Source organism: Pseudonocardia sp. OZ21 (assembly GCF_059359135.1).
Map to the genome: position 1 here is coordinate 56,647 of NZ_JCADBN010000022.1, position 12,969 is coordinate 69,615.

11 protein-coding genes are annotated in these 12,969 nt (G+C 72.2%); 10 read left to right on the forward strand and 1 reads right to left on the reverse strand.

Annotated elements, in window-relative coordinates; all coding sequences use genetic code 11:
* Positions 1-55 precede the first annotated feature (55 nt).
* The 5 genes from dnaG to AC5L35_RS33450 all read left to right on the forward strand — a co-directional run bounded on the left by dnaG (position 56) and on the right by AC5L35_RS33450 (position 5,974).
* Positions 56-1,921, forward strand: a complete 1,866-nt coding sequence (gene dnaG, locus AC5L35_RS33430) for a DNA primase (protein WP_495063747.1) — start codon at positions 56-58, stop codon at positions 1,919-1,921.
* Positions 1,918-2,466 (forward strand): hypothetical protein, encoded by a 549-nt coding sequence (locus tag AC5L35_RS33435; RefSeq protein ID WP_495063748.1) that lies wholly within the window; start codon positions 1,918-1,920, stop codon positions 2,464-2,466. The genes dnaG and AC5L35_RS33435 overlap by 4 nt, the downstream gene beginning before the upstream one ends.
* A 10-nt stretch (positions 2,467-2,476) precedes the next feature.
* Positions 2,477-3,244 carry a trans-aconitate 2-methyltransferase gene (locus AC5L35_RS33440; protein WP_495063794.1) on the forward strand — a complete coding sequence of 256 codons (768 nt, stop codon included), beginning with the start codon at positions 2,477-2,479 and terminating at the stop codon, positions 3,242-3,244.
* A gap of 73 nt (positions 3,245-3,317) precedes the next feature.
* The gene (locus tag AC5L35_RS33445) at positions 3,318-4,925 is read left to right on the forward strand and encodes an SLC13 family permease (protein WP_495063749.1); all 1,608 of its coding nucleotides are present in this window, start codon (positions 3,318-3,320) and stop codon (positions 4,923-4,925) included.
* Positions 4,922-5,974, forward strand: a complete 1,053-nt coding sequence (locus tag AC5L35_RS33450) for a tartrate dehydrogenase (RefSeq protein ID WP_495063750.1) — start codon at positions 4,922-4,924, stop codon at positions 5,972-5,974. The genes AC5L35_RS33445 and AC5L35_RS33450 overlap by 4 nt, the downstream gene beginning before the upstream one ends.
* Positions 5,975-5,998: 24 nt before the next feature.
* Here the strand turns inward: AC5L35_RS33450 and AC5L35_RS33455 are convergent, their stop codons facing one another.
* Positions 5,999-6,490, reverse strand: coding sequence for a protein-tyrosine phosphatase family protein (locus AC5L35_RS33455; protein WP_495063751.1), 492 nt, complete (start codon positions 6,488-6,490; stop codon positions 5,999-6,001).
* A gap of 124 nt (positions 6,491-6,614) precedes the next feature.
* On the opposite strand from AC5L35_RS33455, the gene AC5L35_RS33460 reads away from it, so the two are divergent.
* The 5 genes from AC5L35_RS33460 to AC5L35_RS33480 all read left to right on the forward strand — a co-directional run bounded on the left by AC5L35_RS33460 (position 6,615) and on the right by AC5L35_RS33480 (position 12,962).
* Entirely contained in the window at positions 6,615-7,088 is a 474-nt protein-coding gene (locus AC5L35_RS33460; protein WP_495063752.1) for a hypothetical protein, read from the forward strand.
* 181 nt (positions 7,089-7,269) lie between these two features.
* The gene (locus tag AC5L35_RS33465; RefSeq protein WP_495063753.1) at positions 7,270-8,190 is read left to right on the forward strand and encodes a fumarylacetoacetate hydrolase family protein; all 921 of its coding nucleotides are present in this window, start codon (positions 7,270-7,272) and stop codon (positions 8,188-8,190) included.
* Entirely contained in the window at positions 8,187-9,650 is a 1,464-nt protein-coding gene (locus AC5L35_RS33470) for an aldehyde dehydrogenase (NADP(+)) (RefSeq protein ID WP_495063754.1), read from the forward strand. Before AC5L35_RS33465 ends, AC5L35_RS33470 begins: the two co-directional genes overlap by 4 nt.
* 226 nt (positions 9,651-9,876) lie before the next feature.
* On the forward strand, positions 9,877-11,535 hold the full coding sequence (locus tag AC5L35_RS33475) for an FAD-dependent oxidoreductase (RefSeq protein ID WP_495063755.1): 1,659 nt from the start codon (positions 9,877-9,879) through the stop codon (positions 11,533-11,535).
* Positions 11,532-12,962 (forward strand): ATP-binding protein, encoded by a 1,431-nt coding sequence (locus AC5L35_RS33480; RefSeq protein ID WP_495063756.1) that lies wholly within the window; start codon positions 11,532-11,534, stop codon positions 12,960-12,962. The genes AC5L35_RS33475 and AC5L35_RS33480 overlap by 4 nt, the downstream gene beginning before the upstream one ends.
* The last annotated feature ends 7 nt before the right edge of the window (positions 12,963-12,969 follow it).

Here is a 12,969-nt window from a genome sequence, read left to right on the forward strand (position 1 = left end):
GGGACGGAGCGCGGTGCTCGCGGGACGGTGCGTGGGGCGGGCCTACACTCGGCCCGTGGCAGGGCGGATCCGGGACAGCGACATCGCGGAGGTCCGCGACCGGACCCGGATCGACGAGGTCATCGGCGAGTACGTCGCCCTGCGTCGGGCCGGTGCCGGTTCGCTGAAGGGCCTGTGCCCGTTCCACGACGAGAAGTCGCCGTCGTTCAACGTCCGGCCGAGCCACGGCACGTTCCACTGCTTCGGCTGCGGCGAGGGCGGGGACGCTGTCGCGTTCATCATGAAGATCGAGGTCGTCGGGTTCGTCGAGGCCGTGGAGCGCCTCGCCGACCGTGTCGGCTACCGCCTCACCTACGAGGGCGGCGGCAGCTCCGTGCAGCGCGACCGGGGGACGCGCAGCCGGTTGCTGGAGGCCAACAAGCGGGCCGCGGAGTTCTACGCCGCGCAGCTGCGCACGCCCGAGGCCGCGCCTGCCATCCAGTTCCTCACCAGCCGCGGGTTCGACGCGGCCGCGGCGCAGACGTTCGGCTGCGGCTACGCGCCCGCCGGCTGGGACTCCCTCACCAAGCACCTGATCGCGGCCGGGTTCACCTTCGACGAGCTGGTGAAGGCCGGGCTGTCGAAGGAGGGCCGTCGCGGTCCGATCGACCGGTTCCACCGGCGGCTGCTGTGGCCGATCAAGGACCTCGGTGGGGACGTCGTGGGGTTCGGGGCGCGCCGGCTCTTCGACGACGACGGCATCGAGGCCAAGTACCTCAACACGTCCGACACGTCCGTCTACCACAAGACGAAGGTGCTGTTCGGGCTCGACCTGGCCAAGCGGGAGATCGCGAAGCGGCGCCAGGTGGTGGTCGTCGAGGGCTACACCGACGTGATGGCGATGCATCTGGCCGGGGTGCCCACGGCCGTCGCGTCCTGTGGCACGGCCTTCGGCTCCGACCACGTCGGGGTGATCCGCCGGTTGATCGGCGACGACTCGTTCGACCTCGGCGAGGTGATCTACACCTTCGACGGCGATGCGGCCGGGCAGGCGGCGGCGCTCAAGGCGTTCGAGGGTGACCAGAACTTCGCCGCCCAGACGTTCGTGGCGATCGCGCCCGACGGGCAGGACCCCTGCGAGCTGCGCCAGACCCACGGCGACACGGCCGTTCGCGACCTGGTGGCCCGGCGCGAGCCGCTGTTCGAGTTCGCCATCCGCAGCATGCTGCGTGAGCACAACCTCGACACGGCAGAGGGCCGGGTGGCGGCGTTGCAGCGTTGTGTGCCGCTCGTGGCGCAGATCCGCCGGGAGGACCTGCGCGACGAGTACGCCCGCAGGCTCGCCGGCTGGACCAGCTGGGACGACATCGGGATGGTGGTACGGCGGGTCCGGGAGTCGGCCGGCGCGCCTGCCGAGGCGGCGAAGGGGCGGGGCGGCAACAGGCGCGAGGCACCGACTCCGCCGCGCAAGGACGACCCGCGGCTGCACCGGCAGCGGGAGGCGCTCAAGGCCGCCCTGCAGATGCCCGCGATCGCCGGTCCGAGCTACGACGAGCTGCCCGAGCAGGTCTTCACCCACCCCGCGTTCGCCCTGGTGCACCGCGCGGTGCAGGCAGCGGGCGGGGTGTGCAGCGGGCGCACCGGGCAGGCCTGGTTGGAGGCCGTGCTCGTTGAGTGCACCCCGGAGACGCGTTCGCTGGTCACGGAGCTCGCGGTGGAACCGCTGCAGCTCCCGCGGCGCAACCCGGAGGAGGCCCGCTACGTCGGGAGCATCATCGCCGGGGTGCGGCTGGCGCTGGTGGAGGCGCAGGTGGCGGAGCTGAAGTCACGCCTGCAGCGCATCAACCCCGTGGAGGAGCTCGACGCGTACATGCAGGCGTTCGGCGATCTCGTGCCACTCGAGCAGTACGGAAAGGCACTGCGGGAAAGGGCACAGGTGTGAACCTGCTGAAGGCGGTGCGCCGCCTGCTGGGGCGCGACGAGCTGCCCGAGAGCTTCGCCGGCACCCTCGACGCCGACGAGCAGGTGCTCGGCTCGGCGTCGCTGCAGGGTGGGGGGCATCTGGTCGTCACCTCGCTGGGGATGTGGCTGCCCACCGCGGACGGCGCGCGTCGGCTGGGCTGGCACCTGGTCAGCAAGGCGTCGTGGCAGAACGGCTCGATCGTGCTCGTCGAGGCCGAGGAGCAGGACGTCGTCGACGGTGCGGTGCTGATCGCGGATCTCACCCCGCGGCGGTTGCGCCTAGCCGAGCCGGGCGCGGTGCCGGAGGTGGTGCACGCGCGCGTCACGTCCTCGATCAAGAGCAGGCACCACCGCGACCTGCCCGGGGGCGGCGCGTGGTTCGTGCAGCGCAAGGTGCCGGGACGCGACGGGATCGTGTTGCAGGTGCGTGCCGACCCGGGCACCGACGACGCGGCGGTGCGCCAGGTGGCTGGTGACGTGGCGCGCACGCTGAAGCTGGGCGGGGCCGGTTCGAGGCAGAGTTGAGCGCATGGCGATGAGCACCACCACCTGGGACCCAGCTCTCTACCTGCGTTTCGACGACCATCGCTCCCGTCCGTTCCACGACCTGCTCGCGCGGGTGGGCGCGGTGGACCCGCGCCGGGTGGTGGACCTCGGCTGCGGGCCGGGCCACCTCACCGCCCTGCTGGCCACGCGCTGGCCCGACGCCGAGGTGGTGGCCCTCGACTCGTCGGCGGAGATGGTGGCCGCGGCTCGGGAACGGGGGATCGCGGCGGAGCAGGCCGACGTCGCCGACTGGGTGCCGCCGCCGGACACCGACGTGGTGGTCACCAACGCGGTGCTGCAGTGGGTGCCGTCGCACCGGCAGTTGCTGCCGCGGTGGATCGAGGCCCTGCCGTCCGGTGCGTGGTTCGCGATGCAGGTGCCGGGCAACCTCGGGGCGCCGTCGCACGCCCTGATCCGCGAGCTGGCGGCGCAGGAGCCGTGGCACGGACGGGTCGATGTGCGCGGTGAGCTGGCGGTGGCCGAACCGGCCGAGTACGCCGAGCTGCTGGCCGGCGCGGGCGCCGAGGTCGACGTCTGGGAGACCACCTACCAGCAGCGGCTCACCGGCCCCGACCCCGTGCTGGAGTGGATCAGCGGCACGGCGTTGCGGCCGGTACGGGACGCGCTCTCCGCGGACGGGTACGCCGCGTTCCGGTCGGAGCTGGCCCCGCGCCTGCGCGCCGTCTACCCCGCTCGGCCGGACGGCACCACGTGGTTCCCGTTCCGGCGGATCTTCGCGGTGGCGCGCACCCGCTGAGGTAGCAGGACTGGCGCCACGGCGTGACGGCTGTCACTCTCTGCGAGTTGATCCCGTCGTCGTGGAGGGGACCATGACCGCCGAGAGCCAGCGCACCCGCACCGACGTCGACAAGGCCCTGCTGGGGCATGCGACCTATCGCAGCCTCGGGGAGCAACGGCTCTCCCCGGCGGAGGAACGGTTCGAGAAGGGCCGCCGCACGGTCGGGCTCTTCCTCGCGCCGATCGTGACCATCGTGTTCCTGGCGCTGCCGCTGAATCTCCAGCCTCAGCAACAGGTGCTGGCCGGGATCCTGCTCGGCGTGATCGTGCTGTGGGTGAGCGAGGCGGTGCCCATCCCGATCGCGGGGCTGATCGGCGTGGCGCTGATCGTGATCCTGCAGGTGGCCCCGGCCGACGACGTGCTGGCCAACTTCGGGTCGAGCACGGTGTTCACGTTCATCGGCGCGTTCATCCTCGCCCAGGCGATGCTCAAGCACGGCGTCGCGCGGCGCTTCGCGTTCCGGATACTGGCGCTGCCGCGGGTCGGGCAGTCGAGCGTCGGGGTGATCATCGCGTTCGGTGCGGTGACGTGCCTGCTCTCGGCGTTCGTGTCCAACACCGCCACGGTGGCGATGCTCCTGCCCACCGCGATGGGCATCCTCAGCGTGATCGCGAAGCTGATGCAGGACCGCGGGCTCGTGGCGGAGGACTTCGACCCGCTGCGCCTGCGCGTCGGCGCCGCGCTGATGCTGATGCTGGCGTACGGCGCGAGCGTGGGGGGCCTGCTGACGCCGGTGGGCAGCCCGCCCAACCTGATCGGCCGGGGCCTGATCGAGGAGGCCACCGGGGAGCGCATCAGCTTCGCGCAGTGGGTGGCGGTGGCGGTGCCGATCTGCCTGCTGATGTTCGTGGCGCTGGCCGTGGTGCTGCTACTGCTCAACAAGCCGGAGATCCGCCGCATCGACGGCGTCGCGGAGTACGTGGTGGAGCAGCGCGCCCAACTGGGGCCGCTGTCGCGTGCCGAGAAGAACACGTTGATCGCGTTCGGCGTCACCGTGTCGCTCTGGATCCTGCCCGGCATCGTCGCGCTCGTGGCGGGCAACGACTCGGCCGCCTACGACGCGGTGAGCGAGCGGCTCGACGAGGGCATCGTCGCGGTGTTCGGGGCGGCACTGCTCTACCTGCTCCCGACGGACTGGGGAAACCGCGAGTTCACGCTCCGCTGGAAGGACGCCCAGCAGATCGACTGGGGCACGATCCTGCTGTTCGGCACCGGCATCATCTTCGGTGCGCTGCTGGCGGACACCGGGCTCGCGCGGACGCTGGGTGAGGCCGTGTCGTCGGGGCTGGGGCTCGCGAACGTCGTCACCATCACGGTCTTCGCGGTGCTGCTGGCGATCATCGTGTCGGAGACCACGAGCAACACGGCATCGGCTGCTGTGGTGGTGCCGATCGTCATCCCCATCGCGGTGGCCGCGGGGGTCAACCCCTTCGTGCCCGCGCTGGCCGCCACGTTCGCCGCGTCGTTCGGGTTCATGCTGCCGGTGTCGACGCCGCAGAACGCCATCGTCTACGGGTCCGGCGTTGTGCCGATCACCACGATGATTCGCTCCGGCGCGGCCTTCGACGTCATCGGGGCGATACTCATCGTCGTGTTCCTTCCCGTGATGGTCGCCGTCCTCGGGCTCGGCGTCGCATGACCGCGCAGACGATCGCCGTGATCCCGGGCGACGGCATCGGAACCGAGGTGATCGACGCCGCCCGCACCGTGCTGGACGCCGCCTGCGCCCGGCACGACGTCGCCCTCGATTACACCGAGTTCGACTGGTCGTGTCAGCGCTACGAGCGTGAGGGCGCGATGATGCCGCCCGACGGGATCGACACGCTGCGCCGGTTCGACGCGATCCTGCTCGGCGCCGTGGGCTGGCCGGGCGTGCCGGACCACGTGTCGCTGTGGGGGCTGCTGATCCCGATCCGGCGCGCGTTCCGCCAGTACGTCAACCTGCGCCCGATCCGCGTGTTCGACGGCGTGCAGAGCCCGCTGCGCGGGGCCGAGGACGTCGATTTCGTCGTCGTCCGCGAGAACGTCGAGGGCGAGTACAGCGAGGTCGGTGGCCGGGTGAACCGCGGGTTCCCGGACGAGATGGCCGTGCAGGAGTCGATCTTCACCCGCGTCGGCGTGAGCCGGATCGCCGACTTCGCGTTCGACCTCGCGGCCTCCCGGCGCGGGTATCTCACGTCGGCGACGAAGTCGAACGGGATCGTGCACACCCTCCCGTTCTGGGACGAGGTGGTGGCGGAGCGCGCGGCCCTGCACCCGGACGTGCGGTGGGACAGCGAGCACATCGACGCGCTCGCCGCGAAGTTCGTGCTGCAGCCCGGGCGGTTCGACGTGGTGGTCGGCTCGAACCTGTTCGGCGACATCCTCTCCGACCTCGCCGCGGCCGTCGCCGGCTCGATCGGGATCGCGCCGTCGGCGAACCTGGACCCGACCAAGGAGTTCCCGTCCATGTTCGAGCCGGTGCACGGGTCGGCGCCGGACATCGCGGGGCGGGGCCTGGCCAACCCGGTCGGCGCGGTCTGGTCGGCGGCACTGATGCTGGAGCACCTCGGCCACGCGGCAGCGGCCGCCGACGTGCTCGCCGCGATGGAGGCCACGCTCGCGAAGCCGGAGACCCGCACCGCCGACCTCGGCGGCACGGCCACCACGGCGCAGGTGACGGCGGCGCTGGTGGAGCACCTGAGCTGATCGGTTCTCCGATCGAGGCCGCGGTCAGGGCCGGGCGTCGCCGCGGGCGAGGTACTGCGTGGCGAACCAGGTGATCCAGCGTCGCTGGCCGCGGGTCTCCACCGCGTGACGCCGGTAGTGCTGCCGGACCCACCCGACGGCGTCGTCGACCGGGTGGCCCGCGAGGATCGCCATGCAGGCGATCACCGTGCCGGTGCGCCCCGTGCCGCCGCCGCACGCCACCTCGACGCGTTCCCCGGACCGCGCCACCGAGTAGGCGTGCTCGATCTGTGCGGCCGCCGCCCTGCCGTCCCGGGGGACGCGGAAGTCGGGCCAGTCGATCCAGTCGGCGGCCCAGTCCGGATGCCAGGCGGGCTTGCGGCGCCCGAAGAACCGAAGGTCCGGCGCATCGGGGGAGCGGCCCAGGTAGAGGCCGTACGTGGGAAGCGGGCCGGGCGGAAGGGGCCGCCGACGGCCACGCCCGCGCACCTCGGTCCCGTCGGGGAGCGCGATCGCGCCGGCGAACTGCTCGGTCATCCGGAGCATTCTGCCCATTCCGGCACTTTCGGTGTGATCAACCCCTCAATCCGGTACCGCTAACGGGCGTCCCCCGGTCGCCGAGTTACTGCGCGATCGACTTCGCAACGGGAAGGACGACCGAGTGCACGCCAAGAGACTCGTGGACATCGCCCGGGAGGTCGTCGCCGCCGTGCATCCGGACGAGCTCGACGACTTCGACCGGGCCGCCGAGGCGTACGGCGCCGAACCAGGAGCGGTCGCGTACGCGCGCGGCCCCTCCTCGGAGCGCGCGCCGTCCGGGGTGCGGACGGTGACCGGCTTCTCCGAGCTGGTCCTGGACGTCACCGCCGGTGCGTGCCGCAGCGTGCTCCCGGCCGAGGGTCCCGCCCCCGTCGCGAGGAACCGCGGCTGGCTCGCCCGCAACCGGGGCTGGCTGGTCCGGTCCCGCTGCGTGGGCTCGCACCTCGGCATCGCCACCGTCCTGCCGCCGATCACGGACGCCAAGGCCGCCGAGATCGAGGTGACGGCCTGCGCCGCGGCCGTGGTGCGCGGGGCGTCGGGCGACGATGCCGCAGCGCTGGCGAAGGCGCTGAGCGACCGGTGGACGCGCCGGTAGGAAACCCGGTGCCGGGGGGCGAGGTCGCCCCGAGGGTCGAAGACCGCCGTGCTCACCGGTGATCGTTCCGTCCAGCGGCAGGGCCGAGGCCCGTCGTCGCGATCTGGGGCGGCGCCTGTCGGATCTGCGCCATAGGATCAGTTCCCGTTCGGGGGTCGCCGAGGCCCGCGCCAGGATGGGAGTGCGCACGAACATGGAGATCGTCCGCTACATCGAGCCGGGGGGCCCCGGCCCCCGTGTCGGCCTGCGAAGCGACGCCACTGTGGCGCCGTTGCCGTGGGGCAGTGTCGCCGAGCTGCTCCGCGAGTCCCGCGACGAGCTGCGTGAGCGGCTCGCGTCCGCTGCCGGCAGCGCCGTGGACGCCGCCGACGTCACGTTCCTGCCTCCCGTCGACGGTCGCACCGAGGTGTGGGCGGCCGGCGTCACCTACGAGCGCTCGCGCAGCGGTCGCGTCGAGGAGAGCAGCGAGGCCTCGGTCTACGAGAAGGTGTACGACGCGGAGCGCCCCGAGCTGTTCCTCAAGTCGGTGGCCTGGCGCGTGGTCACCGACGGCGAGCCGGTGGCGCTGCGCTCGGACTCCACCGTGGACGTCCCGGAGCCGGAGCTCGCGCTCGTCGCCAACCGGTTCGGGGAGATCGTCGGCTACACGGTCTGCAACGACATGAGCTCCCGCTCGATCGAGGGCGAGAACCCCCTGTACGTACCGCAGGCCAAGATCTTCAGCGGCTGCTGTGCCCTCGCCACCGGCATCCGGCCCGTCTGGGAGGTGCCCGACGCCACCGACCTGGCCATCACCATCCGGGTGCAGCGTGGCGCGGACACCGTCTTCACCGGCGACACCAGCACCGCTCGCCTGCACCGCACGCCGGAGGAGCTGGTCGCGGCGCTGTTCGCGCCCACCGACTTCCCCGACGGCGCGATCCTCGCCACCGGCACGGGCATCGTGCCGGAGCTGAGCTTCTCCCTCGCCGAGGGCGACCGGGTCGAGATCGAGATCGCCGAGGTCGGCACACTGACCAACCCCGTCGTCCGGGGTCGCGAGCCGATGTCCTGGCTGGTGGACGCCCTCGACCGGCCCGACGCGAGGAAGGTTCAGCTGTGAACGACACCACCCCCGAGGAGCTCGACGCCGTTCTCGCCGCGGCCGCGCGTGCAGCGGGCCCGCTGGCCGCGCTGCGCCCCGCCGAGCGCGCGGCCCTGCTGCGCGCCGCCGCCGACGCGCTCGACGCCGCCGCAGGCGAGCTCGTGCCGATCGCCATCGCCGAGTCGGCGCTGCCGGAGGCCCGGCTGACGGGCGAGGTGGCGCGTTCCAGTGGCCAGCTGCGGCTGTTCGCCGACGCGCTCGAGGAGGGCTCCTACCTCGAGGTGATCATCGATACGGCCGATCAGGACGCCGCGCCCGTCCCGCGCCCCGACCTGCGCCGCATGCTGGTGCCGCTCGGCCCGGTGCTGGTGTTCGCGGCGAGCAACTTCCCGTTCGCGTTCAGCGTGCCCGGTGGCGACACCGCGGCGGCGCTGGCGGCGGGCTCTCCCGTGGTGGTCAAGGCTCACCCCGGGCACCCGGAGCTGTCGCAGCGCACGGGCGAGGTGCTCGCCGACGCGCTGCGCGCCGTCGGCGCACCCGACGGGACGCTCGCGGTGGTGCACGGCATGGATGCCGGCACCTCGGCGATCATCGACCCGAGGATCAAGGCGGCGGCGTTCACCGGCTCGGTCCGTGGCGGGCGGGCCCTGCTCGACATCGCCTCCGCCCGCCCCGAGCCGATCCCCTTCTACGGCGAGCTGGGCAGCCTCAACCCGGTGTTCGTCACGCCTGCCGCGGTGGCCGCGCGGGGCGAGGCCATCGCCGACGGGTACGTGGGCTCGTTCACCCTCGGCACCGGGCAGTTCTGCACGAAGCCCGGGCTGCTGTTCCTCCCCGAGGGTCACAGGCTGGAGGAGCGGCTCGTCGACGCGGTCCGCGGCACGGGAGCCGCCGGGATGCTCAACGACCGTATCCGCGCCGCCCACGCGGAGGAGCGCGACCGGCTCGAAGGGCTCGGCCCGGTGCGCACGCTCGTCCACGGCGACGAGGTCCAGGCGGGGGTGGCCCCCACGCTCCTGGCCACCACCGCCAAGGAACTGCTCGCCGACCCCGATCCGCTGCTGCAGGAGTGCTTCGGGCCCACGTCGATCGTGGTCTCCTACACCGGCCCGGACGAGCTCCACGCCGCAGCGGAGGCGTTCGGCGGCAACCTCACGGCCACCGTCCACGCCGAGGACGCCGACGCGTCCACGTTGCCGCCGCTGCTCGACCTGCTGCGCGAGCGCACCGGCAGGCTCGTCTACAACGGCTGGCCCACCGGGGTGGCCGTGGCCGCGGCGATGCACCACGGCGGCCCGTACCCGGCCACCACCGCCTCGGTGCACACGTCGGTGGGCACCACCGCGGTGCGGCGGTTCCTGCGGCCCGTCTGCTACCAGAACACACCCCAGGTTCTGCTGCCCGAGGCGTTGCGCGACGACAACCCGCTGGGCCTGCCGCGGCGGATCAACGGGACGGTCACCACGGACGCGCTCTGACGCATCGCGGCCCGAGCGGGCCGCGGATCCCTGTGCACCGGCCGTCCGCTCACCCACGTGACGGTCCTGGTGCCGCCGCGCGGAGCAGCCACCGGACCAGAGCCTCGCGGCGGCGGCGGCTCCGGGGTTAGGTTCAACGGGTGTGTTCGCCGTCGGCGGACGACACCGGCACCGCGCATCGTGGCGCGGGCACTATCGAGGGAATGGCACGTCCGGCAGGAGCCTCATGACCAAGCCCGTCCTCATGACCGTCGACGATGACCCGGGAGTGAGCCGATCGGTGGCTCGCGACCTGCGTCGCCGCTACGGCCAGGACTACCGCGTCGTCCGTGCGGAGTCCGGCCGGGAGGCGCTGGAGGCACTGCGCGAGCTGACGCTGCGTGGTGAGCCCGTCGCCGCGATCCTGGCCGACTACCGGATGCCGGAGATGAACGGCATCGAGTTCCTCGAACAGGCGATGGACGTCGCGCCGCATGCGCGGCGGGCGTTGCTCACCGCCTACGCCGACACCGACGCCGCGATCCAGGCGATCAACGTCGTCGACGTCGACCACTACCTCCTGAAGCCGTGGGACCCACCGGAGGAGAAGCTCTATCCGGTGATCGACGCGCTGGTGGAGACGTGGCGTGCGGTCGGTATCCGGCCCGTCGAGGAGATCCGCGTCGTCGGGCACCGGTGGTCGGCGGAGTGTTTCGCGGCGCGCGACTTCCTGGCGCGCAACTCGGTGCCCTACCGCTACTACTCGATCGACGAGCCGGAGGGTGCGCGCCTGCTGGAGGCGGCGGGTGCCTCGCCCGACGACGTGCCCCTGGTGATCACCGCCGACGGCACGGCGTTGCGGTCCCCGTCGGACTCCGAGATCGCCTCGGCCTGCGGGCTCACCACCGACCCCGTGTCGGACTTCTACGACCTGATCGTGATCGGTGGTGGTCCTGCCGGTCTCGGTTCGGCCGTCTACGGGGCCTCGGAAGGGCTGCGCACCGTGCTGGTGGAGCGGCAGGCCACGGGCGGTCAGGCCGGGCAGAGCTCGCGGATCGAGAACTACCTCGGCTTCCCCGACGGTGTCTCCGGCGCGCAGCTCACCGACCGGGCGCGGCGCCAGGCCGCGAAGTTCGGCGCCGAGGTGCTCACCGCGCGCGACGTGGTCGCGCTCGAGGCACGGGGATCGGCCCGCGTCGTGCGGTTCGGCGACGGCAGTGAGATCGCCGCCCACGCCGTGGTGCTGGCCACCGGGGTGTCCTACCGGAACCTGAACGCGCCGGGCATCGCCGACCTCACCGGCCGCGGCGTGTTCTACGGCTCCGCGGCCACCGAGGCGCCCGGCTGCAGCGGCGAGGACGTCTACATCGTCGGCGGCGCCAACTCCGCCGGTCAGGCTGCGGTGTTCTTCTCCAGGCACGCCGCTACCGTCACGGTCCTGGTGCGCGGACCGGACCTGGAGGCGTCGATGTCGACCTACCTGATCAAGCAGCTGGACGCGATCGACAACGTCTCGGTGCGCACCAGGACAGAGGTCGTGGAGGCGCACGGCGACGGCCACCTGCAGTCCCTCACCATTTTCGACCGCCAGAGCGGGGCCGTCGAGGCGGTGAAGGCGGCGTCGATGTTCGTCTTCATCGGGGCGGCACCGCGCACCGAGTGGCTCGACGGCGTCGTCGAACGCGATGAGCGCGGTTTCGTCCGCACCGGCCCCGACCTGGTGGTCGACGGCCAACGGCCGCCGGGCTGGCCGCTGGACCGGGACCCGTACCACCTGGAGTCGAGCGTGCCCGGCGTGTTCGTGGCGGGGGACGTGCGCGCCGACTCGGTGAAGCGCGTGGCCTCAGCCGTCGGGGAGGGCGCCATGGCCGTCACACTCGTTCACCGTTACCTGGCGGAGCAGTGAGCGCGCCGGTTCGGCCGTCGCCCGACGAGCTGCGCGAGCTGTTCCTGTTCGCCGAGCTCGACGCGGACCAGCTCGCCTGGGTGGTCGGGAACAGTGACGTGGTGGAGGTGCCCCGCGGCGAGGACATCGTCGTCGAAGGAGAGCCCGCCCGGTGCTTCCACGTGCTGCTGTCGGGCACGATCGCGATGAGCCGGCTGATCTCCGGCGATGTGGTGGAGACGGGCCGCACGGAGCAGCGGGGCGTCTACTTCGGGGCCGTGCAGTTCTACCTCGAGGACGAGACGGCCAGGGACTACGCGATGACGGTGCGCGCCGTCACCGACTGCGTCGTGCTCGCCCTCCCGGCCCCGGAGTTCGCGAAGGTCTTCGCGCGGTGGTTCCCGATGGCGGTGCACCTGCTCGAGGGCATGCTGCTGGGGTTGCGCCGCAACAGCGCCCTCGTTTCGGAGCGGGAGCGGCTGCTCGCGCTGGGCAAGCTGTCGGCGGGCCTCACCCACGAGCTGAACAACCCGGCCGCCGCGGCGGGCCGGGCCGCCGACACCCTGCGCGACAAGGTCGCCGGGATGCGCGCGAAGCTCGCCATGATCGCCGACGGGAAGATCGCGGGTGACCAGCTGAAGAAGCTGGTGATGGCCCAGGACGAGTTCGTCAAGAAGGTCCGCAACGCGCCCTCGCTCTCCGCGATCGAGGCCAGCGACCGTGAGGACGAGCTGGGCGACTGGCTCGACGACCACGGCATCGACGGCAGCTGGGACCTGGCGCCGGTCTTCGTCGCCGGTGGCCTGGGCGTGGAGGACCTGGACGCCCTGCACACGGCCACCAACGAGACCACGCTGGAAGGCGCGATCCGCTGGCTCGCCTACACGGTGGAGACCGAGAGCCTGCTGCGCGAGATCCTCGACGCCACCACACGCATCTCCAACCTCGTGCTCGCGGCGAAGCAGTACTCGCAGATGGACCGGGCGCCGCACCGCTTCATCGACGTGCACGAGGGCCTCGACGCCACGCTGGTGATGTTCGGGCGGAAGCTGGGGGAGGAGAGCGGGATCGGCATCGCCAAGGACTACGACCGGACGCTGCCGTTGATCCCGGCGTACCCGGCCGAGCTCAACCAGGTCTGGACCAACATCATCGACAACGCGATCGACGCCATGGACGGCGCGGGCACGCTCACCGTCCGCACCAGCAGGGTCGAGGACTGCGTGCTCATCGAGATCGGCGACACGGGCACCGGCATCCCGCCCGAGGTCCGGCAGCGGATCTTCGAGCCGTTCTTCACCACCAAGCCGGTGGGGCGCGGCACGGGGCTCGGCCTGGACGTCAGCTACCGGGTGATCGTCACCCGTCACCACGGCGACCTGCGCGTACAGTCCGAGCCGGGCGACACCCGCTTCCAGGTGCTACTGCCGATCACCGAAGAGCCGTGATACTGCC